Source organism: Roseobacter cerffii, from assembly GCF_054226325.1.
The window spans coordinates 70,168-92,903 of the sequence record NZ_JBTBYJ010000003.1; the positions used below are offsets into that span (position 1 = coordinate 70,168).

General features: G+C 54.1%; 16 protein-coding genes and 4 pseudogenes. 13 read left to right on the forward strand and 7 right to left on the reverse strand.

The window, feature by feature from the left end:
• Positions 1-2: 2 nt before the first annotated feature.
• The gene (locus tag ACVC7O_RS22065) at positions 3-1,304 is read left to right on the forward strand and encodes an MFS transporter (protein ID WP_458326272.1); all 1,302 of its coding nucleotides are present in this window, start codon (positions 3-5) and stop codon (positions 1,302-1,304) included.
• 227 nt (positions 1,305-1,531) lie between these two features.
• On the opposite strand, the gene ACVC7O_RS22070 is transcribed toward ACVC7O_RS22065, so the two are convergent.
• Positions 1,532-2,737: a HAMP domain-containing protein gene (locus ACVC7O_RS22070; protein ID WP_458326273.1), complete on the reverse strand. Its 1,206-nt coding sequence runs from the start codon at positions 2,735-2,737 to the stop codon at positions 1,532-1,534.
• Positions 2,738-3,267: 530 nt separating this feature from the next.
• On the opposite strand from ACVC7O_RS22070, the gene ACVC7O_RS22075 reads away from it, so the two are divergent.
• Together ACVC7O_RS22075 and ACVC7O_RS22080 are read left to right on the forward strand one after the other, a co-directional pair.
• Positions 3,268-4,464, forward strand: a complete 1,197-nt coding sequence (locus ACVC7O_RS22075; protein ID WP_458326274.1) for a sensor histidine kinase — start codon at positions 3,268-3,270, stop codon at positions 4,462-4,464.
• Between the two features lie 15 nt (positions 4,465-4,479).
• Complete coding sequence (locus tag ACVC7O_RS22080) at positions 4,480-4,869, forward strand: response regulator (RefSeq protein ID WP_458326275.1); 390 nt, start codon at positions 4,480-4,482, stop codon at positions 4,867-4,869.
• Between the two features lie 30 nt (positions 4,870-4,899).
• Here ACVC7O_RS22080 and ACVC7O_RS22085 read toward each other — a convergent pair whose 3' ends face one another.
• On the reverse strand, positions 4,900-5,547 hold the full coding sequence (locus tag ACVC7O_RS22085) for a response regulator (RefSeq protein WP_458326276.1): 648 nt from the start codon (positions 5,545-5,547) through the stop codon (positions 4,900-4,902).
• A gap of 780 nt (positions 5,548-6,327) precedes the next feature.
• Here ACVC7O_RS22085 and ACVC7O_RS22090 point away from each other — a divergent pair.
• The 3 genes and pseudogenes from ACVC7O_RS22090 (at position 6,328) to ACVC7O_RS22100 (ending at position 11,138) form a co-directional block, all read left to right on the forward strand.
• Complete coding sequence (locus ACVC7O_RS22090) at positions 6,328-7,260, forward strand: IS5 family transposase (protein WP_458326277.1); 933 nt, start codon at positions 6,328-6,330, stop codon at positions 7,258-7,260.
• A gap of 839 nt (positions 7,261-8,099) precedes the next feature.
• Positions 8,100-9,838 (forward strand): annotated as a pseudogene (locus ACVC7O_RS22095) (type I secretion system permease/ATPase).
• Positions 9,835-11,138, forward strand: a pseudogene (locus tag ACVC7O_RS22100) (HlyD family type I secretion periplasmic adaptor subunit). The pseudogenes ACVC7O_RS22095 and ACVC7O_RS22100 overlap by 4 nt, the downstream one beginning before the upstream one ends.
• A 181-nt stretch (positions 11,139-11,319) precedes the next feature.
• Here ACVC7O_RS22100 and ACVC7O_RS22105 read toward each other — a convergent pair.
• A complete protein-coding gene (locus ACVC7O_RS22105) occupies positions 11,320-12,300 on the reverse strand; it encodes an autoinducer binding domain-containing protein (protein WP_458326278.1) in 981 nt (326 codons plus the stop codon).
• A 337-nt stretch (positions 12,301-12,637) separates the two neighbouring features.
• Here ACVC7O_RS22105 and ACVC7O_RS22110 point away from each other — a divergent pair, with 337 nt between their 5' ends.
• The 4 genes from ACVC7O_RS22110 (at position 12,638) to ACVC7O_RS22125 (ending at position 15,902) form a co-directional block, all read left to right on the forward strand.
• Positions 12,638-13,255 (forward strand): acyl-homoserine-lactone synthase, encoded by a 618-nt coding sequence (locus ACVC7O_RS22110; protein WP_458326279.1) that lies wholly within the window; start codon positions 12,638-12,640, stop codon positions 13,253-13,255.
• 299 nt (positions 13,256-13,554) lie between these two features.
• Entirely contained in the window at positions 13,555-14,964 is a 1,410-nt protein-coding gene (locus ACVC7O_RS22115) for a putative bifunctional diguanylate cyclase/phosphodiesterase (RefSeq protein WP_458326280.1), read from the forward strand.
• The gene (locus tag ACVC7O_RS22120; RefSeq protein ID WP_458326281.1) at positions 14,958-15,152 is read left to right on the forward strand and encodes a transposase; all 195 of its coding nucleotides are present in this window, start codon (positions 14,958-14,960) and stop codon (positions 15,150-15,152) included. Before ACVC7O_RS22115 ends, ACVC7O_RS22120 begins: the two co-directional genes overlap by 7 nt.
• Positions 15,153-15,704: 552 nt before the next feature.
• Positions 15,705-15,902 (forward strand): hypothetical protein, encoded by a 198-nt coding sequence (locus ACVC7O_RS22125; RefSeq protein ID WP_458326282.1) that lies wholly within the window; start codon positions 15,705-15,707, stop codon positions 15,900-15,902.
• A gap of 203 nt (positions 15,903-16,105) precedes the next feature.
• Here the strand turns inward: ACVC7O_RS22125 and ACVC7O_RS22130 are convergent, their stop codons facing one another.
• Positions 16,106-16,351 carry a hypothetical protein gene (locus ACVC7O_RS22130; RefSeq protein WP_458326283.1) on the reverse strand — a complete coding sequence of 82 codons (246 nt, stop codon included), beginning with the start codon at positions 16,349-16,351 and terminating at the stop codon, positions 16,106-16,108.
• 331 nt (positions 16,352-16,682) lie between these two features.
• Between ACVC7O_RS22130 and ACVC7O_RS22135 the strand changes: the two are divergent.
• Both ACVC7O_RS22135 and ACVC7O_RS22140 read left to right on the forward strand, forming a co-directional pair.
• A pseudogene (locus ACVC7O_RS22135) lies at positions 16,683-17,282 on the forward strand (acyl-homoserine-lactone synthase); the annotation flags it as partial.
• A gap of 180 nt (positions 17,283-17,462) precedes the next feature.
• Positions 17,463-17,639 (forward strand): hypothetical protein, encoded by a 177-nt coding sequence (locus ACVC7O_RS22140; RefSeq protein ID WP_458326284.1) that lies wholly within the window; start codon positions 17,463-17,465, stop codon positions 17,637-17,639.
• A gap of 258 nt (positions 17,640-17,897) precedes the next feature.
• Here ACVC7O_RS22140 and ACVC7O_RS22145 read toward each other — a convergent pair whose 3' ends face one another.
• From ACVC7O_RS22145 to ACVC7O_RS22155, 3 genes and pseudogenes are all read right to left on the reverse strand, one after another.
• Positions 17,898-18,098 (reverse strand): hypothetical protein, encoded by a 201-nt coding sequence (locus tag ACVC7O_RS22145; RefSeq protein ID WP_458326285.1) that lies wholly within the window; start codon positions 18,096-18,098, stop codon positions 17,898-17,900.
• Positions 18,099-18,684: 586 nt separating this feature from the next.
• A pseudogene (locus tag ACVC7O_RS22150) lies at positions 18,685-18,837 on the reverse strand (IS3 family transposase); the annotation flags it as partial.
• A 530-nt stretch (positions 18,838-19,367) separates the two neighbouring features.
• Positions 19,368-19,511: a hypothetical protein gene (locus ACVC7O_RS22155; protein WP_458326286.1), complete on the reverse strand. Its 144-nt coding sequence runs from the start codon at positions 19,509-19,511 to the stop codon at positions 19,368-19,370.
• A gap of 54 nt (positions 19,512-19,565) precedes the next feature.
• On the opposite strand from ACVC7O_RS22155, the gene ACVC7O_RS22160 reads away from it, so the two are divergent.
• Entirely contained in the window at positions 19,566-22,688 is a 3,123-nt protein-coding gene (locus tag ACVC7O_RS22160) for a calcium-binding protein (protein WP_458326287.1), read from the forward strand.
• Positions 22,689-22,736: the final 48 nt, after the last annotated feature.

Genomic DNA, 22,736 nt, shown 5'->3' on the forward strand with positions numbered 1-22,736 from the left:
TCATGCTGAGAAGCCTGCTTCCGTTAACGGCCCTGTTGATGGGATCGGCGTTCCTCTTGTTTGCGGGCGGGGTCAACGCGCTAATCCTGCCTGTCCGGGGTGAGGTCGAAGGCTTCACGGCCGCCTCTTTGGGCTTGCTTGGAACAGGTTGGGCACTAGGGTATGTTGCGGGATGCCTGCGAACACCGGCCCTGGTCGCCCGAGTCGGCCATATCCGTGCCTTTGGAGCCATGTGCGCCATCGCCGCCATTGCGGTTTTGCTGTCGTTGGTGCTGATCTCGCCCTGGGTCTGGATTCCTGTGCGCGCGTTGTCCGGCTTTTGCTTCGCCGGAGCAGCGATGATCGTTGAAAGTTGGCTAAACGAGCGGGCCGACGCCTCTTCACGCGGGCGCATCTTTGGCGTCTATACCATGGTAAATTTGGCCGCCACAACGGCGGGGCAAATGGTTCTTACGCTGGGAGACGCCAATGGATACTTCTTTTTCGTCCTTGCTGCGATGGTCTATTGTCTTGCTCTTTTACCGACCGCGATCAGTGCAACCACGACACCCCGCCCGCTTACCCAGGTTTCGCTGAACCTTCGAAGCTTTTGGAAAAACTCCCCCGTCGCGGTATTCGCTGTTCTAATGGTGGGGATTTCAAATGCATCCTTCGGTACATTGGCAGCCGTCTATGCGGCCCGGATCGGACTGAGCCTCAATGACATTGCGCTCTTCGCCAGTATCCCGATCTTGGCCGGCGCTGCCTCTCAGATTCCGATAGGGATTGCCTCAGATAGGTTTGACCGGCGCAAAGTATTGATTGGGATCACCGTTTTTGCGCTGATCGCTGATGCGCTATTCCTGTTCACCGGCCTAGCGCAGCCTGTTGCTGTGCTGGCATTCGCTGCCCTCTTCGGCGCGACGGTATTCGCGATGTACCCCGTAATCGTTGCGCACGCCAATGATCATGCGGAACCCGGCACCTTCATTCAGGTCAGCGGCGGGCTCCTATTGGTCTTCGGCATCGGCTCAATCATTGGACCCACCATCGCCGGCTTTGCGATGACTTCTTTCGGACCTGCTAGCCTTTTTGGCATCACTGGGGGAGCACATGTATTGCTGATCCTGTTTGCGCTCTTGCGTTTGAAGACGGCACCGCCGGTGGCCGCCGAAAACAAGGTTGCCTTCCAGTCGCAACCATTGGCACGCGCGTCCACCCCCGAAACGGCAGCCCTTGCGTCCAATCAGGCGGAACTCGACGCAGATCGACCTCTGGACAGACCGCCGACCATTCAAACGCCCGAGAAAGACAAGGTGGAATGAGCGTCAACGTGTTGGTCAAATTTGGCCTAATAGGCTTGGTCAATGGCACCCAGACACGGGGCTAGGCAGTAGCAAATGACCGGTTTGGTGAAGCTGCGCCACGGTACTACCGGTCGCGATGAAAGGCAGGTGGGGGCCACCTCTGCAGGTGGACCTCATGTCTTGGACTAAGTTGCTACATCTGCTCCGACGTCTGCTGTGTGGCCCATTCAAGGTTTGCGCGCAATTTACGAGTTTTCGTTCGTTGAACTTGTCTCAGGTTGCAGGCGGCGCACAAGAACACTGCAAGTCTCGACGATCCCTTGAAGCCGCTCTTCGAGACGGGTCATCTCGAGCATGGAGTCCTTGAGGGCATCGCTTTCATCACCGAGACCGGCAAGCTTCTCGAAGATTTTCTCGTTGGCGGCAATCTGTGTCTCGGCATCGCTTACGACCTGCTTGAGGGTATCGAGAAGCTCAGTCGCGTCTCCAACGCTTCCCGCCTTCGACACTTCGGCGTCAAGCTGGCCGATTTGGCCGCGAACTGCGCTGAACCACTCGTTCGATAGCCGAGGCTCACGCCGTGCGCCCAGCATGGCGTCGCGTTCCACGGTGCGCATGTTCGACACAACCTTCTCGATCGACAGTCGCAGATCCGACTGGATGGCGATGATATCGTCATTTGCCGACACGACCCGCCCCAATACGGTGTCGAGTTCTGCAACGATCCTCGAAATGCGATCCAGAAAAAGGTTGAGGTCACGGGCAAGTACGCCGAACTCGTCCGATGTCCGGATCTCCGCGCGGTGTCCGATATTGCCGTAGGCGCGCGCGAGGTTACTCACGACCGCGCGAAGCTCCATCAGCGGTTCCAGCCGCGCACGCAGGATCAGGAATAGAAGGAATGAATGCAGAAGGATCTTGCCCGTCGATAGAGTTGCGGTCAGGCGAACGTCTTCGAGCCAGAGGGCGAAATCGCGCGCAAGATAGTTCCGAACCGTGATGGTCCCCAGCGTATCACCGACCTCCGCCTGAGAATGGCAGGCGAGGCAGAATTCCTCGGCGACGATCTCGAGTTCGGCCGACTTGAACTGTCCGTCGAGCCATTCCGTAGCTGGGATGCCCTGAGGCGTGAACCCGAACCCTGCCTCGATGGACCTTACTGTCACGGGCGAGGGTTCGATGGCGATCGTATAACCAAGATCCGACCAGTTCTTTTCCAGGATCGGATACATCGTCCTCGCGGCGACTGGACCGCCTTCGTTTAGCATGATCGATCTGACGTTCTCGGCCAGATCGTTGGCTACGATGGCCGCCTCGTCTTGGCCACTGGATTGATAATTGAAATAGACCAGCGCCGCCTTCAGCGAGAATTCGATCAGAGTCACGATCACCAAGACTATAAAGAAATCCCGGATCATGTGGATCAGAAATGATTTGTCGAAGCGGCCCAATGCGGGGCTGTCGTCGTCAATCATGTGGTGACACCTAAATTTACCTTACGTAAAGCTAGCCCATGCAAGGCGCATTGAAAGCGCGAGACTGCAGGCGGTCTGTAGGCCGACTAGGTCCACCCTTCAGATTCGGCAACTGCTGATATTGAGCAGGTGCACCGAACGGCAGCTGTTGCGGGTGCGATCGCAGAGACTTGATCGCTGGCCCAACGGCGGCTCTGGGCCGTCCGTTAGGGCAGGGGACCAGTTCCTATGTCTGATGCCGAACTGCATCCGACGTCTGGAACGGGCCCATACCTCCCATATTCTGTGTTGTGTCCCACCGGCGACTTTAGGAAGAGCGTACGCGATTTTGCAGTCAGTTCCTGCAGCCATCAACAGTATGGTTCTGCTTGAGCATCAAAAAAACGTCGCGCGGCTGCTTTCCGCGCACTCATAGCTTTTCAGCCAAGAAAAAATGACAGCTTTAACGAAACAGTAACCTTCCTAAATGCAAGGTTATGCCTCTACAAATGTGCTGAGTGGCTAAAATGAACGACGAGGCGAGTAAGCCAGAAGGGCGACATTACCTCCAGTCCGAGCTGTACGATTTGGTCAGCAAGGATCCGGACATCTGGGACTTTCTTCAAAAGGGTTCTCTAGACGGTGTTTGGTATTGGAACCTTGAGCGGCCCCAAGATGAATGGATGAGTCCCGAATTCTGGCAATTACTCGGGATCGAACCTTCGTCCAAGTCGCACAACCCTGCTGAGTGGCAGGACATCATTTTTGAAGACGACCTGGCAGTTGCCCTAGAGAATTTTGATAAGCACTGCGCTGATCCTACCCACCCCTATAATCAAGTCGTTCGTTACAAGCACGCTGACGGCTCGACTGTATGGGTGCGCTGTCGTGGTGTGGCGATTCGAGACAAAAACGGAACGCCTGTTCGCATGCTTGGTGCGCACAATGACCTTACAGAAGTCAAGAATGCTGAAGCGGTTTCGCGTAAAGTCTCAAGCGATCTTGCGAAGATCCAACAAGATGAAATTCTTGAGGTTGAACGTACAAATGGGAGGCTTCGAGCGTTTGCTTATGGGCTCGCGCATGATCTCAAGTCACCGGCCAAGAACGTGAGTTTCTTGGTTGATGAGCTGAGTAATTCCCTTGGTGGAAAGCTCGATGCCGAAGAGACTGAGCTTTTCAAACATGTCCAAGCGAACCAACGCCGACTGGTTACGATGCTAGAGCGTGTTCTTCAGTATTCCATGGCAATGGAAAAACGGTCGGGTGAAGACAGCGTCGACTGTAATCTCCTCCTGCAAGAGGTGCAGAACGATTGCGAAACTCAAATTTTAGCTGCGCGAGCTACGATCAACTATCATGATCTGCCTACACTCCGAGGTGATAGGCAGCAGCTTAAATCGTTGTTTGAAAACCTTCTTCTGAATTCGCTGAAATACGCGCAAGACGATGAGCCTGCCGAAATCACCTTGGCTTCTGAGGTGTCACAGACAACCGTTTTCTTGGAGTTTAGCGATAATGGCATTGGGATTGCTCCTAAAGACCGAGAATTTGTTTTCGAAGCCTTCAAAAGACTGCATCGAAGCGATGACATCGAAGGTACCGGCTTGGGTCTCTCTATCTGCCGTCAGATCGTTGAAAACCATGGTGGTTCGATCACGGCAGCCTCGAACCGGGACAGGCGAGGAACCACCTTCCACATAGAATTACCGCTAGAAGCCTAGAAAGGGCTAATGCAAATGAACGAACAAAAATGCAAAATTGTCATCGTCGATGACAGCGACACCGACATCTTTGTGACCAAGCGCGTGTTGAGAAGAAACCCAAAGGTTGGAGAGATCATTGGCGTGCACAGTGGCAACGAAATGCTGGACATGGCACGTACATCATCGCTGCCGGTTGCTGACTACGTCCTGCTCGATATCTCAATGCCGTTTATGTCCGGGTTCACCCTGCTGGAAATGCTTACTGAGCACTACGGAGCGGACGTGGTGACAAGTAAAATTGCGTTCCTCACGTCGTCAGAGGACCCTGCGGACAAGGTTAAAGCGGAATCCTTCCGTCAAGCTTCACACTACTTCCAGAAACCACTTTCCGAGGATGACACCCAAGCCTTGCTCGTTGCATAGCGTCGGCAAAAAATATGACGGCGCCTGGCCTCATACGGCAACTGCTGCTTTATATCTTTCAAGGTTCCTCGGAAGGTCATGGATATCCCAGTAGAGCTTTCGCTCAATGAAAAGATCCGTAAAGCGTCGGCTATCGATCGGCTTTGACAAAAAAGCTGTCGCACCATGTTTAAGTGCTTGGATGCGCGTGTCATCTGAGTGGTCACCAGTTAGCATTATCACAGGGCATTTCGCAGTGGATACTTCTCGACGGAGGGGCACAACCAAGTCAGTGCCCTTGGTTCCGGAAAGATTTTGGTCCAACAAGACAAAATCGAATGCAAGGTCTGTACATCGAGCGCTCTCCAGCGCGGTCTCTGCACAGACCGAACGAGCAATTTCAATGTCGTGTACGACCGAGCGGAGCGCACGCTCCGTAACGAAAGCATCGAGATCGTTATCTTCAATTAGTAGCACTCTCATGGGTAATCTCTTTTGCACGCGGATTACAGGCAAAACTGCACTCATTGCGTAAACGAAGGATGAAGAAAAAAACAAAATTTTGCGCGATTTATGCGGGTTCGACGGACAGTGGGAAACAGTGGCAAGAGCGTGGCGTTGGCGCGGTTTGATCCGCACGGAACTTGAACAACTGGTAGCCAGTTTGCAGCAAAGTGCACCGGCGACGATTTCCTTCACTTCTTGTCCAACCACATGTAGCGGACGCATGTCTAAGCATGGCGATTGCCTGAGCAAAGAGCAGCCATTGGCATCAACACAGCAAACGCCAGCTTTGTTCCGCACTGCATACCTTCATTGCCAGCGCGATTTCCAAGGTTGGGCGAGCTCACAGAGCGGCCAAAGCCGCAATTCTTCAACCCTTCACGCCCACCCAAAATTCTCCCAAGCTGCGGTATCCTGAGTTTCTCTCGACGTCAGGTACCCGTCCCCGGTCAAGTCATTTTCTCTGTAGCCCACCTCTAGCATCAGACGGCGCCGCGCCAGCGGGAATAGAAGAAACCTCGATTTGCAATGTCTTACAATGGTCATCGGATGATGCGCGAAACTTCGCTCACCCTTTATCAACGTTTACAACTTGTTAAGCATGATTGCTGACACTTGAACAAATCTTAATCTAGGCGAGGTGAGACGCGATATGACTGAAGCCGAATTTTTGACTCTCGCCAGGATGGCGGCTGACGAAGCAGATCGAAGCGGCTTTACCAACACCGCTCGCGCCTTGAGGCAAGTCATTCGTGAAATGTCGACGACAAGTGCTTGCTATCACGTCGAAACTTCCGACAGTTCAGGCGCACATCGCTATTCATCACTTCATAGCTGATCATTCGTCGCGTAGCTTCCTCCGAAGAAACGTTTTGCAATCGGACTTAGGTGTTGGAAGAGTCCTGCGACGAGGCTTTGTTGCACAAATCGCGTTGTGAGATTCACTGTTTGAATCCAGCATGATAGCTGCAGGGCATGAGCAGTTGGACCCCTACAGAGTACAAGACCACGAACTGGTCGGCTTACAACGACAGCCTGAAGCGACGCGGATCGCTGTCGATCTGGTTTGATCCTGAGATGGTTTGGGTGCCGCCGCCGAGCGGCAAGCGCGGCCGGCAACAGAGTTTCAGTGATGCTGCGATCCAGGCCTGTCTTACTTTGAAGGTTCTGTTCGGGATGCCGCTCCGGCAGACAACTGGCTTTGTCCAAAGCTTGTTGCGGCTCATCGGCTTGGACTGGTCAGTGCCAGACTTCAGCACCCTGTGCCGCCGCCAGAAAACCATGAACGTGAGCCTGCCTTATCGTGGTGGCACCGGTCCACTGAACCTTCTGATCGATAGCACCGGCATCAAGGCCGAGGGTGAAGGCGAGTGGAACGCCCGCAAGCATGGTGGCCCGAAACGCCGGATTTGGCGCAAGATACACCTTGGCATCGACGAGGAAACGCTAGAAGTTCGCGCCATCGAAGTCACCACCAGCAATGTCGGTGACGCGCCAATGCTGCCAGAGTTGCTCAATCAAATTCCAGCCGATCAGGCCATCGGGTCAGTGACAGCCGACGGGGCCTATGACACACGCAGATGCCATGACGTGATTGCTGCCCGGAATGCCCATGCGGTCATCCCGCCGCGCAAGAACGCCAAGCCGTGGAAACCCACCAGCGCCGGTGCCATAGCCCGTAATGAGGCCGTCAATGCATCACGATATCTCGGTCGCGCCATCTGGCGACGGTGGAGCGGGTATCACCGACGAAGCCGTGTCGAAACCAAGATGCATTGTATAAAGTTGCTGAGTCAGAGCCTCATGGCGCGGGACTTCGACCGCCAGGTCGCCGAAATCCAAGTCCGCGTAGCCGTCCTCAACAAATACACAGCTCTTGGCATACCTGTTACCGAGGTCGTAGGTTAAATCCGTCCGGGGAAAGGGGAAGTACAGTCACGCACCGATTTGTGCAACAAAGCCCTGCGACGACCTTAAGAGAAATGAATTTCTGCTGAAGGCTAGAGGCGATGTAGCCTCTTTGTGGGGCTGGCGCGGTTCTTGGATATCCAAAACGGAGACTTTTGTTCGTTGCCCAAAAATGCAAGTTTCAAATTGGTCTCAGCATCAAGTGGATTTCCAAGACATTCCTTTCTTGGCAAAGACCCTAGCGGTCAACATAAACGCAAGACCAACGATCACCAGGTCAGTCTGTCTCAGGTTGATCGATCTCTCTGGCTGGGCAATGCTGTTCCGTTGTGTCTTGAGGTTTTTAAGCTACCTTGAAAAAGGACGCCTCTTCAAATCTGCCGCATAAGAATTGCGCCATGACCAGACGTGCAATGGTGTCCAGATTGTGTTTTGTGGGCCAAGGGGCTGTCTACGTGCAGCAACCTGATGTGACGGTCGCCTTATCTCAAAGGTAAACTGATCTACTTGCCCTTCTGTCGTTAGCGCAAAAAGCGATGCATCAAAGACCGCAGGAAGGTGTCGGCAGTCCACGTCGCATCATATTCATCTGGTGATTACGCCTGCCTGGGCGCATCCATCATTTGGTTAGCTTTTGGATTTTGACTACCGGGGTAGTTCCGCGGACGGATACATCTTAACCGAAAGTTGAAGTTTTATACACTATTTCACTCAAACAGAACTCACCGTTCACATCACCAGAAGTCATCTTGTGAATGGCAGAGAATGCCCACGTTTGAGCGGCAAAGCCCCGGATGCTCAGCGCACGCCGCCGAATAGACGAGAGACGGAACAGAGCGATGCAGACTTCTTACACGAAGACCGGACGCAAGGAGTTACGACGCGTCCGCAGACGCAGCCGGTCGCTCTATTGGGCGGTGGCGCTGTTCAGCCTCTTTGCCAACCTGCTGATGCTGACCGGGCCGCTATACATGCTGCAGGTCTACGACCGTGTGCTCGGCTCTGGCTCGGAAGAGACACTGATCGCGCTGTCGATGATCGTGATCTTCATGTACGGCATCATGGGTCTGCTCGACTACACCAGGGGTCGGATCATGGCGCGCGTGGGGGCGCGGTTTCAGGCCGATCTCGACCGTCGCGTGTTCGATGCCGTGGTTCGCAAATCAGTCGTGGCGCCCGATGTGAAATCTCAGACCGGCTTGGCCGATCTCGAAGCGGTGCAACGCCTGATGACCTCGCCCGTGCTGATGGCCGCCTTCGACATGCCGTGGACGCCGGTCTTCTTCGCAGGCATCTTCATTTTTCACCCGATTTTGGGGTACTTCGCGGTCTGTGGCGCTGCTGTCCTGATTATCATCGCGCTGGCCAACCAGTTACTCTCGCGTGAGCCGCAGGCCAGCGCGACCCATGCGGGCCATGTCGCCACCTTGATGTCCGACCAGATCCGCACGGAATCCGAGATGGTACAGGCGATGGGCATGCGTGATGCGGCCTTCGCACGCTGGCAGACCGCGCGCGGCCAGTCGCTCGGGCGGCAAGTGCAGGCCACCGATGTGACCGGGCTCTTCTCGTCGTTAACGAAATCCCTGCGACTTTTACTGCAATCGGCGATGCTGGGGATCGGCGCGTACCTTGTGCTGCAAAACGAGATGACCGCCGGGGCAATGATTGCGGGTTCAATCCTTCTGGGCCGCGCGCTGGCACCGGTAGAGCTTGCGTTGAACCAGTGGCCTGTGGTGCAGCGTGCGTTCAAAGGTTGGGACAGCCTCAGCGAGCTTCTGGGCGCTGTTCCGGAAGAAAAGGACAAGACGCCGCTGCCGAAACCCAAGGCGAAGTTGGCCGTGAAACTGCTCAGCGTTGTGCCGCCGGGCGAGCGGCAGGCTTCGCTGAAATCGCTGACCTTCGATGTGAAACCGGGGCAGGCGATTGGTGTGATCGGGCCGTCTGGTGCGGGAAAGTCGACGCTGGCGCGCGCACTCACCGGTGTCTGGGCGCCGACGGCAGGGTCGATCCGGCTTGATGGGGCGACCCTGGATCAGTATGCGCCACATGTTCTGGGCCAGCACATCGGCTATCTGCCGCAGCGGGTGCAGCTCTTTGATGGGACAATTGCCGAGAACATCGCCCGACTCGAGGCACACCTGATCCCGAGAAAGTCGTGATCGCGGCGAAGAAAGCGGCGGCGCATCAGATGATCCTCGACTTGCCGAATGGCTATGACACCATCATCACCTCAGGGCAGTCGCGCCTGTCAGGCGGCCAGATGCAGCGGCATCGGGTTGGCGCGCGCGCTTTTATCGCGATCCGGTTCTGGTTGTGCTCGACGAGCCCAATTCAAATCTGGACAACGAAGGCAGCCTCGCATTGAACTCAGCGATCCGGGCGCTGAAGAAAAATGGCAGCTCGGTGGCTGATCATGGCGCACCGGCCTGCGGCCATTCAGGAATGCGATATGTTGCTGGTGCTCGACGGCGGGATGCGGCTTGCCTTCGGGCCCAAAGACGAGGTGCTCGCCGGGATGGTCAAGAACCACAAGCAGATCAAACAGGCCCCGGCCGGTGCAGGAGGTGTGACATGAGCGACGTGGCGAAATGGTCGGCGCGCAAGCCGCTGTTCCTCGGCTTTCTCGGGCTCTTTGTCTCGTGGGAGGCTTCGGGGCCTGGGCCGCGGATGACACAGATCTCGGGTGCGGTGGTTTCCTCGGGTCGTTTCGAAGTCGACCGCAACCGACAGATCGTTCAGCACGAAACCGGCGGGACCGTCGCGGAAATCCTTGTGGATGAGGGGGACGCCGTGGGATGCCGGCGATCTCCTGCTGAAACTCGACGGCGCGCAGCTGATCTCGCGCCTGACAATTGTCGAAGATCAGTTGTTCGAGCTTATGGCGCGCAGGGGCGGCTGGAAGCGGAGCGGACGAAGCCGACGCAATCGACTTTGATCAGGAACTCGTCGCTGCGGGACAGGCCGATACCGATGTACAGGAATTGGTCGATGGACAGCGGAACCTCTTCAATGCAAGGCGCTTGTCCGTGGCGCAGGAGACCGAGCAGCTCTCCAAACAGTCGGGGCAAATCCGCAGCCAGATCGAAGGGATCGAGGCGCAACAGGTGTCGCTGTCTCAACAGCTTGCGCTGATCGAAGAGGAATTGGCCAATCAGCAATCCCTTCTGGAACGTCAGCTGACCCAGGCGGGGACGGTCCTCAGCCTGCAGCGGGAGTCGGCGCGATTGAATGGCCAGCTGGGCGAATTGGCCGCGTCCAAAGCCCAGGCGGAAGGCCGCATCACCGAGATCGACATCCAGCGCCTGCGGCTGTCTACCGGCACCCGTGAAGAAGCGATCACCCAATTGCGCGACCTGCGGGCGCGGGAACTCGAACTTATGGAGCAGCGCAACGCCCTGCAGGAAGAGATTGACCGGCTCAACATCCGAGCACCGGTGTCGGGTGTCATCTACGACATGCAAGTGCGCACACCCCGCTCGGTGATCCGGGCGGCCGAGCCGGTGATGTTCCTGGTCCCACAGGATCGTCCACTGGTGATTGCCGCGCGGGTTGATCTGATCCACATCGACCAGCTGGTTGCCGGGCAGGATGTGACGCTGCGCTTGTCCGCACTCGATCAGCGGACAACGCCTGAACTCTATGGACAGGTGGTCCAGATCTCCGCGGATGCCTTCGAGGATGAGGTGACGGGCCAGAGCTATTATCGCGCCGAAATCGTTTTGAATGATGGTGAGGTGGACAAGCTGGCGCAGGGCACCGTGCTCATTCCCGGCATGCCGGTCGAGGCTTACATCAAGACCGGGGATCGCACCCCGATCGCCTATCTTGTGAAACCGGTGGCGGACTATTTCGCGCGGGCCTTCCGCGAAAGCTAAAGCGTCAGCAACGCTTCAAGCTAGGCGCTTAAGACGCCCCTTGATCTGTTGGTTTTTCCGAGCTTGACATCTCCAAATGGGGAGATGCCGGAGTACAGTTCCATGACTTAGTGTCTCAGCGCTCGTGTGCATCAGTCACACTGAGCAAACCACGTGGGTCCGGTGTAAGTCAAATCGAACACTATTTGATCCCTCTCCCACCTCTCTTGTCGCTGCTTTGACCAGATTCTATGAGACAACCATCCATCTCACCGGTCTTTTCATCTAGTCCCAAAAGCGGCGAAAACGGCTTGAGAATCTCCATTGAGTCGTAGGGTAAATCGTCGAACCAACCCCTCGACGCCGCAATAGCGATCGCTTGAAAAACCGTCTCTACATTTAGTTTTGATCGTATTGATGCTTGTAAGCTCTCATTCGAGCCGAAGGAAGACGACACATTCAAAGCCTCCTTCGGGTCTGGGCTATTTGCTAAGACTTGAAGAAACCGCAGTTCGTTGACGCTCAGAGTGTCATTGGGAAGTGACGGGCCGGCCGCTGAGAAACAAAACGAGTCTGCAGCGAGTTGAGCCAGAAAACTTAGATCGTATTCATTGAGAAGGACCGTCTCTGATATTTTCTCCTCGGTCGCGTCAGCAGAAAATGAGATTCCAATTCGCGAACCGTTGGGTCTGGTCATTGCAAAACAAACACCTTGTTGGCCGATCCGATGGGCCTTTGCGTCTGCCCAGAATTCAACTGCCATTGGAGCGTTGCTAAATGCCTCTGAAAAAAGAAACGACCCGTCACTCTTGCTTGCCTTGGCCATGACAGGATCGACGTACTGATAGCGGCGCTCTACATAACGATCTATCCACTTTTGGTTGAATGAAGTGCAGATCCGGGGCTTAAAGCTCATTCCAGGCCCTTGAGATAAAACAAAGATGGCAAAGTGTTGAAACCCGAGAGACGTTGTCAGACTCCACATGTGGTAGGATAGATCAGACAAGTCTGTACAAACCGAGAGATGGTCGGCGATCTCAGATAATTCGTGCGTTCTGAAGTCATGCACATCACGCTCCTCAATCAAACCTACGATTCTCATCGTATCTGCTCTGATACGATCAGAAACGTCCTTGTTCGCCCACAGTAGTTCTTCGAGCACGCTTCTAGCCCAGTGTTGCATACAGCCAATCCAACGAAGTATTTCGCATTTTATGGACTTCATTAAGTTAAGAACGGCTGAATCAGCGAGCGTGCCACGGGTCCCGGTAAAGAACGCTGCTAGGAAGTGTGGCTATCCAGTCACGATTTGGCCTTTCGTTCAAAGGCCTTGAGACGCATTTCGGCTTCTCAGTACAAATCAGAACATGAATGTGTCCCCACTGATCTCTGTAACCGTCGTGCCACAAGTCTAAACGATTTCGGTTACATTACATTAACTTAAGTCATTGATAATATTTGATTATCCATAGGGTAAGACTAAGGGAACAAGGTCACGTCATCTACACTTTGAGGTGATCATGAACAGCCTAGTCTATACTCAACAAACGCTCCCGACCTCCTTGGCCAAAGCGATGTTCCGTGATCGTCGACGTCAGTTTGTTGATCGCCAACGCTGGGACCTGAATCTCACAGAAGGCGAGTATGAGATCGACGAATACGATGACAGCAGCAGCCGATACCTGATTGTCCATCAGCGATACCGTCACTTCGGTTCTTGCCGAGTGAGGCCCACAACCTCCCCTACGATGCTCATTGATCACTTTTTCCGTAGCTTTCCAGATGCAAGGGATTTCCTACAAATGCAGCGCGGTCGGGTTTATGAGCTAACCCGCTTCTGCCGCTCTCCCGATGTACCAAGTGCTCAAAGCAAAACCGTGCTTCGAGACTTGTTGCTCTTACTCGAGCATTTCAGGAGAGAAAGGCAATTGACCGGCTTTGTTGCGGTTGTCTACCCGAAGGTAGCACGTTTTATGAGCGCGATAGGGATGCGTTACATTGTGCTCTCGAGATCAGAGGTAAATGGCGAAGAGGTTTACATGATCTGCATCACCGAGGCGACACGGGTAGATTCCGCATCAATAGATCAGTTTGCCGGTCTTTCGGAAGACCTGGAGAACCATGTAGCCGCCGCTTAGTTGCGCCCATCGCGGTCGATAGGCGGCTGCCGCGGATCGGCAAGCTTTCAAATCACCCGAGCTGATCTGACGTGGCGTTTTCGGGGAAAACCTATTCATCTTGAGACCGTGATCTGATTCTGCAGTCTCAAGGCGTTAGATTTGGGTAAGCTTCAAGTCATGGAGAGCACCCGGTTCTGGGGCTGAACATCATTCATTCAAATTTAAGTAATGTCTTCAATAAGGGAAACATCGGCCGGGCGCTTGACAAGCAGGTCTCGCTTAAGCGGCCACGCCTAGGCGTAGAATAAGAAAGATGGATGACCAGTGCGATGAAGTTTGAGATGCTCTCTCCGGCCCTTTCTCGTCAAACAACCGACGAAGTAGACTACAATCTGGATGAATTGACGGGATTGCTCAGATTCCAAGAGTTCCAGCGGAGCTGTGCTGACACTAAGTATTTTGGATCTCTGCATGGTGTGACTTTGGTCATTTTTGTGGACGCCGATAACCTCAAGCTCATCAACGACAGCCTCGGTCACAACGTTGGAGATGGCTTGATCATCAAGATTAGCGAGATCCTCTCCAGATACCTTCCTCCTGGGACTTTGGTTTGTCGTAAGGGCGGAGACGAGTTCGTTGCGGCACTTAGTTGCAAGGATAGGCTCGAAGCTGAGGGTATATTGCATGAACTCATCACCGCACTACGAGGCTCACAGATAATCTGCGACCATGAAATCCTTCTCAGCTGCTCAATAGGCGCCTCAATCGAACCCAAAGGAACGGTAAGTCTTCAAGAGCAGTGCCAAGCTGCTGACATTGCAATGTATTGGGCCAAGCAAAGCGGCAAGAATCAGTTTAAGATTTTTGACAAGGTGGACTGCGCAGACTTCGAAATGATGCGCGCGCTGTCGATTCAGTTCCCCGGTGCCTTAGAGAGGGGAGAGCTTGCCGTCGCATTTCAACCAATCTACACCATGGGTGTTCGAACTAGCGCGATACTCGGTGCTGAGGCTCTGGTGCGCTGGGAACACGCTGACTATGGAGCGATACCAGCTGAGAAAATCATTCTACTCGCGTCCAAAAGTGGACGCATCAGAGATCTGGGTGAATTTGTAGTCAGAACAGCCTGTTCGGCTGCGACAGCGTGGTCTGACAATATGTATGTCTGTGTGAACTTTTCAGCAGCAGACTTTTTGCGAGTCGACTTCGCCGCTTCGATCTCGACAATTCTCAAGGAAGTGAACCTGTCCCCTCGGCGCCTCCGCATTGAGATTACTGAGTCCGAAGTACTCGAATTGAATGAAACAGTGACGCGAAACCTTTCTCTCCTGAGGCGGTGTGGAATCAAGATCGGTGTTGATGACTTTGGAACCGGGCACTCGTCGATGGGCAACATAGATGGTTTTCCCGCTGACTTCGTAAAGATCGACCGTTCCCTAATTTGTGGATGCGATAATCGCATTAGTAGTAAGATTTTTATCAAGGCAATCAAAGCGGTCGCGGACAAGGTCGGCTTCGAGCTGATTGCGGAAGGCGTCGAGACTCTTGAAGAAGTTGCCGTCATTCGCGGCGCCGGAATCTCCGCGGCACAAGGCTATTACTTTTGCCGCCCCCTAGTCTCAGCAGACGCACAACTGTCTTTCTCCTCTAAAACTGGGCGATTACATTGGCCGCGAGCGGGGGAAATGGCATGGCGAGGAAGCGACACTCGGACGAAGACGTGCTGAAGCTGCTGCGTCAGACCGAGCTGAAGCTATCGACAGACAACGATGTAGCCTCTGCATGCCGCAATGTCGGTATCAGTGATGCGACTTACCAAAGTTGGCGGAAGTGGTTCGGCGGAATGGGACGCGCGCAGTTGTCGGAGTTGAAGACGCCGGAGAAAGAGAACGATGAGCCTTTAGAACGTCATTAGTCCGAGAGACAAAGGTGAATGCTGAAGAAGATCGTCGCGGAGCTCGAACTGGACAAGCTCATACTCGAGGAAAGCCTGAACTTCCTTAAGCCCAGGGTCCCGATGACAGGCAGATGATTGCACGACAATCGCCGAGAGGGAGATCACAAAGGAACTCCGTCAGGCCGTCATTCATACACGCCAGAAGCTCGTCACGTCTGAGCGGCGGACGCGCCGGGTCGTTCGTTTGGCGCCGAGCTCCCTGCAATGCCGGCCAGCAAAGGCAGATGACGATGCACTTCAATTGGCGCTGATCCGCCTTGAGAATCAATACGGACAGTATGGCTATCGCAAGATCAATGAAGCGATAAAGACTCGGAGATCCACTCAAGCAAAGGCAGCTAGCGAAGCCGGGACCAAAACTACTCGTCCGAACCTTGCTGCGGCTCCCTTGCAACCTACTGGGTCTTTGGCAGAGGTCTATGGAATGCGGATGACATCGACCCGTCGTTAGCGAGGCATTAACTAGTATTTTGGTAAAAACTTACCAATCAGAAGCTTTGGAGCAGTAAAATGACAGAAGCAGAGCTATTGAACCGTGTGTCTATTGCGGCAACAGATGCATTGGCCCTGGGATTTCCATTAACGGCGATGCGGTTGGAGATGATACTGGAGGAGCGGTGCTTGGCTGGCCTGCCTGGTTTTGACCTTGTTGGCCATGTGTATGACCAGGATGAGTATCTATCACTTCCCGATAGCAGCAATGAATAGAATTCTGATAGAAGGATATCGGGGTCTTTCTAGCCCCCCCGGGGCTAGCGTACTTAACTGGGGCCTGTCTATTATTGTTTCTGACACTGGCAGACGCATTTTGAGCGCCTGATGGCGGTGCGTGTGAATTTGCTTTCTGAGCCCGTATAGATGACGACCTATGGCTGTGCAGTGGGTGTGACCCATTCGGTATCGAGAACTTCTCAACGAAGCGTCCCCTTGATGCGTTCGTTGTATCCGTTCTCCAGCAACGGATCGATGCACTCGTCGCGCACTGCAACCACCGGCGCTATTGCTAAGGCGAGCAAAATCTGACACCGGCCGACGTCTGCTTCGGGCGCGGCCAGGCCATCCTGCAACAATGAGCTAGGATCAAACGAAAGACCATCGAAACCCTGCGCTGGCTTCACCGCAAATCCGCCGCATAGTCGAACCAAGCGGAGGAGCAAGACACTCTCTTGGATCAAACAGCCATCTGTCGCAAAATCCCTGACAACAGACAGTCCCTCCCGAAATCACTCTAGAAGATGTTCTAAAGTGAGTGTAGCAGGCACTTTCAGCGCTATCGCGTTGAAGTCTGATAAGAAAATATGCCGCGAAGATGCCTACTTCTTGCGGTCTTACTCTGGCTTCCTGCTTGCGACGGCGTAGCAATCCCAAACCTCGTGTTCGGTTAAGAGACGTGAATGAAGTGTTGTTCCTCAGCACGCTACAATAGGCAATTGTCAAGTCACTTTTGCTTTGTCTGTAACCATCGCAATGTCGCGAAAGGAACAGAGAATGCTACGCTACATTTATGCTGACAGACTTGATGCCTATCCTGATCTCGCACTTACTATGTTTCGAGATCGCGCAGATCAGTTTCACACCAGACTTCGGTGGGACGTGACCGTCGATGATAGAGGGCGAGAGCAAGACGTATATGATCGGCTCAATCCACTCTATGTCGTTTGGCAGCTGCCAGATGGGACACATGGCGGATCAATGCGGTTCTTGCCAACCGTCGAGCGCACTATGGTGAATGATTGCTTTCAACATCTACTTGGTGGTGGCTCCATTGTAAGTCCCGCAATCTGGGAGTGTACGCGGTTTTGTTTGAGTAAAAAAACGCCTAGCCGCGCAGCTGCTGCACTCATGCTCGCTGGCGGAGAGATTATGGAGAACTTCGGTGTCGAGCACTTCGTCGGCGTTTTTGACGAGCGAATGGTCCGAATCTATCGCAGGCTGGGCGCGTCGCCCGAAGTCCTGGGCAGTAGCGGGAGCGGGCGCGCAAAGGTAAGTGTTGGTCTCTGGCACTATTCATCGGAACAGAAACGAGGCTTGTACAGAGCGTCTGGTATCACACCAGACCAATCCACGAGTTGGTTTCAGTCATCCTTCGACTATCAACCTCCTGACGCGCCTACGGCTTCGAACAATGGGTATTGTGACAGCAATACCATTGGTGATCTACTATCAAAGACATCCCCACGCACCGACCAAACCGCCCGGCCGCGATCAGACCAAACAAGTCTTTCGATCATCGCTTGAAATCAACACCTCAAACTGGAAGTAGACCACATGAAAAATGAGTGGATTCTCGATGTTCTGATCGACTTGGTGAACTACGCAAAGTCCAACAAGATGCCGCTTTTGGCTTTGCAGTTGGAAGTTGCTGCGATCGAAGCCGTAACCGAGCTTTCGTCAGAATACCAACGAAGTCAAAACGAAGCACAGCAGGAAAGACACACTACCTAAGTGCAAAGGTAAGATACTCAAATCTCAACGGTCAAGCTAGGCGGGTTAGCTCTTTGATCTATCTGTCTGGCTTGATCGTTCAGATTTCGCGGTCACCACATATTTGGTGTATCGTACCCATTCCTGCACCCCGCCAAAGAGAGCCCGTCCCAAGGTCAAGTCGGGACGCCATGAAGATACTATTTTAGTTGAACCGGTTTAGGTCAAAGCAGCTGCTGGCGCAAAAGTGCCGCTTCTACGCGGGCTTCTACGAACCCCTCAGGCGTTGTATTTTCCCCGATCAGGTCTGGTGTCCAAACCTCTTGTGGGGTCGTCATTGGCCTCAGCCAACAAGCGCAAGTCTTCGGCATAAGCTTTCAGTACCTGCTCCAACTCCAAAACAACCTTATCAAACCCGACTTGCTCTGCAAAATCTCTTAAATCATTGATTTGATGCAGGATCTTCTTGTCCTCTGTCATTCGTACTCTCCGTTCCCTATAACAACCTAAAGGAGAGTAGGTTAACAAATAGTCAATTTAAGAAGTGTATTGAGTTTTCTTCACGTTCTGGAGAAGGCTGGATTTTACATCCAAGCTCTGCGCCGGACATATCCTGGACAACTCGTCTCAGCGCACGGGCCGTGTTGTGGAAACCGCTTCGTTCCGCGTTTTCAGCGGCCAACTTGGCGAGAGTCACAAATTCAGTCGCTGTCATATTTTATCTCACCTTATCTTAACTATGTTTGGTCGAAGTATGGATAACTCTTCTTAACAAGCTGTAAACGCTGGTGCGCCATCAGCGACGTTTCGCGTACCTTTCAATTGGAAACACCATATGTTGTGGTCCTAGGTTTACGCAGACGCTTCTTGAGTAAACGAAGGAAAACACTGGGGATGAAGGGCACTAGCCACTACAAATTCCAGCCTTTGGGTATATTTCGTTGAGCTCACATGGATCTTTAGTGCGCAAGATGCAACTGAGACAGTTAGGCGAAGTTGAATACGGCGCCGGGCAAGAATCTTCTACGAACAAGCTTCAAACTGATCAATGAGCGAGCCGCAGTGGCCTGCAGAGTTCAGCAATGCTGTCCTCTCTCTTCAGGCCGTCCAGCACGATCCGGATCTTCTCTTCGGCTGAATGGTTTCTTTGCGTGGCACGTCGAACGTTTTTGACGACCTTCTCACCTTGGCTCCAATGGGTTTCGGGTTTCTGCCTCATCCCCACTCCTTAGTGGCTAGGGTGTGCCACAAACCCCCTTCTTGTCACATCGCCCTAAATTGTCCCATTGGCGCGAACGTCAGACAACTGACTGACAGATTGATTCTCAAGCTTTGGAGCAAATTCTGCTGCATCAGCTGCAATGCCTAGTCCGTTTATCGTCCAATGACGCATGACCAATTGTTAAAAACCATGCACTGCGTTCATCATTTCGGCGCCCACTCTAGACCCAAGACGGCTTCAAAATGAGCGTACAAGGATCGCAATTTCTGCTTCCAAATGATATCCTTAGGATTTTCAGCTATAAAAATATGGAAGAGCGGTCTGAGACAGATCATAAAAATTTGTCTTTGTTTTTAAGTTCTTAGCTTTGGCGCGTGGCGCAATTCGTTAACCGAACCACCCCATAAATCTTACCAATACAAAACACGCCGCACGGCCTTCGAGAGAAGAGCCGAACAAACAAACTGTGAAAGATCGGAGAAATGCTCGTGCAATCCTCAGATTCAAATATCTCCCTCAATCAATCCTCAACCACACAAGAAGTCAAGCTCGAACATTCTGTTGCTGATGATGCCGATGTGAATCATCTGGGCGCCGCCGATAGTCAATTCGGTGACGGCTTGGTTGTCGATGCGGTCTCGGGGCGCGTGACTACCGTTGAACTCCCGCATTCAGACATTGCGTCCATTCAGATAACCAACGGCTTGGACTATGGAAACGTCACAGTGAATCCCGATCATTCACTTGCAGTCGTGCTGACCGGGACCACAGAAACTGCCGATCAGTCCTTCTCCGTCAAGGTCACGCATAAGGACGGCAGCACCTCGGATCACACCATTGACCTCGACGTCAGCGCCGGGGTGCAGAAAGGCGGCTGGGGCACCGGCGATTTCTACATGCTGGAGACCGATGCGAACGACGACGTGATCATCGAGACCGGTGAAAACCACCGCGAAATCTACATTTCCGGCAGCGATGACGCGCTGACCTTCAAGGATATCGCCGCGCTCGAAGGCATCGCAGTCAATAAGGTCAATGCTCAATGGCTGGCCGAGCATCCCGAATATGGCAGCAGCCCGGATATGGCGCTGGCCGAAGGTGCCGGCATGTCACTGTGGAAGTACACCACATCACCCAAGTTCGAGCCCACCTCGAACTGGCTGAAGTTCGAAGCCGGCTATGAGTACAAAAACACCGGCCAGCTGCTGCAACCAAAGACAATTGGTGAGTCCGAACTGCATCCATTGGTCATCACATCCTACGGCGATGGCGAGAAGCCGATCATCGGCAGCGCACAGAACAGCTATCCGGGCGGCAACATTGTTATCCAAGACATCGAGTTCGGACGGGGAGCAAAGTTTCAAGCAGGTGAGAATATTCTTGCTGACGACATTAGTGTCACCGATCGGGAGCTCACCGCCAAGAACATCGATGGCTTCACCCTGCGCAACTCCGACATCATCGATGTCTTCCGCGAGCAGCATGAGTCGAATAATCAGCACAATGGAAAGTGGGGTCTTCACAACGACCGGATCAGCGGCTTCTTTGCCAATGATGTCGATGGGCTGCTGATCGAGGGTCTACTCGTCGATCACACCGGCTGGGCGGATGATTACCGCGAGGACCTGTCCTACGAGGGCGGCCAGCCGCCCAGCATCTACAGCCAGAACCTCTATCTGAGCTGGGGCAACGAGGATGTCACCCTGCGCGACAGTATCCTGATGCGCGGCGCCTCCTTCGGCGCCCAAGTCCGCTCGGGCGGCTTCATCGAGGACAACGTCTTTCTCGACAACAACGCGGCTGTAAACTCGCTGGGCGGCCGCGACAGAGGCTCTTACAACGAGGGCCAGTATTCGCTGTTCTCCAACAACCTGATCACCTCCGGCGGGCACCGCGAGGCCGAGGGGCCGGGCGGCGCGCTGACCATGGGGATCGACAACAGCGGGCGCATGAGCACGCTGGTCGACAACATCGTCACGCATCTGGCAGATCCGAACAATCCTGACGAATTTGCGGAGAAATACACGTCACATCGTGCCTTAAAAAACAAGTTTGACACCTATCACGACGACACCATCATCCACAACTGGTTCGGCGGGCGCGCGCTTGAGCGCAACTGGGACACTTCGGGTCAGAACAAGGACGGGCTGAACGAGAACGTGCTCGATCAGACCACGATCCAGAACTTTGCCGCGGATCTGCTGGGCAAGAACAGCGCCACGATCAACGATCTGGCCAACTACCTGCGGGCGCAGGCCGAGGGCGCGCTCGATGACGTGGTGGATGCGGATGTGATCATCGCCTTCTTCCAGCAGGGGTTTGGCCTCTCGACTGACCTGCGGGCCAATGACACGACCCTGCGCTTCGTGCCCAACGACCTGGGCGAAGGCGTGCGCTGGGACAACCGCCTGAACTGGGACACCGGCGATCTGCCGGGCACGCAGGATGGCGACAGCGTCGATCTGGGCGGCAACTGGGTGCAATACGGCGGCACCACCACGCTGGAGGATCTGACCTTCGGCGCCGGGGGCAAGCTCTACATCACCCACGGCTACCTGGAGATCGAGGACTACATCTTTGTCAACGACAAGGGCGCCACGGTCGAGATCGACCGCGCGGGCCAGTTCTGGATCGACGGCTACACCGACAAGGACACGCTGACCGTGACCGTCGATGGCGGCCGCTTTGCCAACACCGGTCTCTTCACCGGCACCGCCGATGTGACCGTGTCGGACAATGCCCAGATGATCCTGGGCACCGATGGCGCGGATTTCGTGCTGGGCGACGACAGCAGCCTCGACATTGTCGGGGGCAACGTGCGCGTGGGCTTTGACGGCGAGGCCGGCGGCACGGGCGTTCTGCTGCTCTCGGACGATGCCTCCCTCTCCTTCTCGGCCAAGGGCGGCGAACTCGGCACGATCGAGGAATTCCGCAGCGGGCATTTCGACAAGAGCGCCCCCGATATCCAGTCCGGCATCAACCTCGGTGGAGGCATCTTGAAGCTAGACCTTAGCAGTTTCGACAAAGACCAATCATTGTCATATGTACTGGTAGAGCTGGATGAGATCATAGGTACGTTCGGGTCCCTGGAGGTAGTTGGCCTTGGCGAAACACGTGACCTCAACCTGGTCATCGACTATGACGCCGACACTGTCGTTTTGAACATTGGGACGGCCGGCAGCGGGACAGGCAAATATGACATCCAAGTTACGGGTGATGCCAGCAATGCAAAAGACAACGAAGACCTTTGGGAAGCTCTGACCAGAGTTCCTGCTGTCGATGTCGAAGATCCAAACGCCGAAGAGCCTGATGATCAAGTTGAAGAAGAGGTAGAAGAACCCAATGACCTTCCAGAGCCAGATCCCAGCGAGTACGGCAGGATCTTTGATGGCTCGGATCGGGACAATAAGTTCTTTGGCACAAATGGTCGCGACTACATGATTGGTGCAGCCGGAGACGATGTTCTATATGGGCGCTCAGGCAGCGACTATATCGATGCAGGCGATGGCAATGACGTCCTTTGGGGGTCCAAGGGCAACGATACACTGATCGGCGGAGCCGGGGATGACGAGATCGTTTCTGGCTTTGGGCACGACTTGCTCTCGGGAGGCGATGGTGCTGATGTTTTTGTCTTTCAACGAGACAAAGGCATCAAAACAATTGTCGACTTTGCCGTAGAAGATCGTATTGATCTGCGACAACTAGACCTCGAGATTGAGAGTTTCGCTGACCTGATGAGCGAACACGTGAGTGAAGTCGGTTCCGACGTCGTGATACGTTCGAACATTACGATCACTCTAGAGGACTTCGCTCTGTCTTCGTTGTCCGAAGATAACTTCTTGTTCTAGCTTCCTCAATACTAGCTCGTCTAGATCTGTTCGTTGGTCCAGCACGTT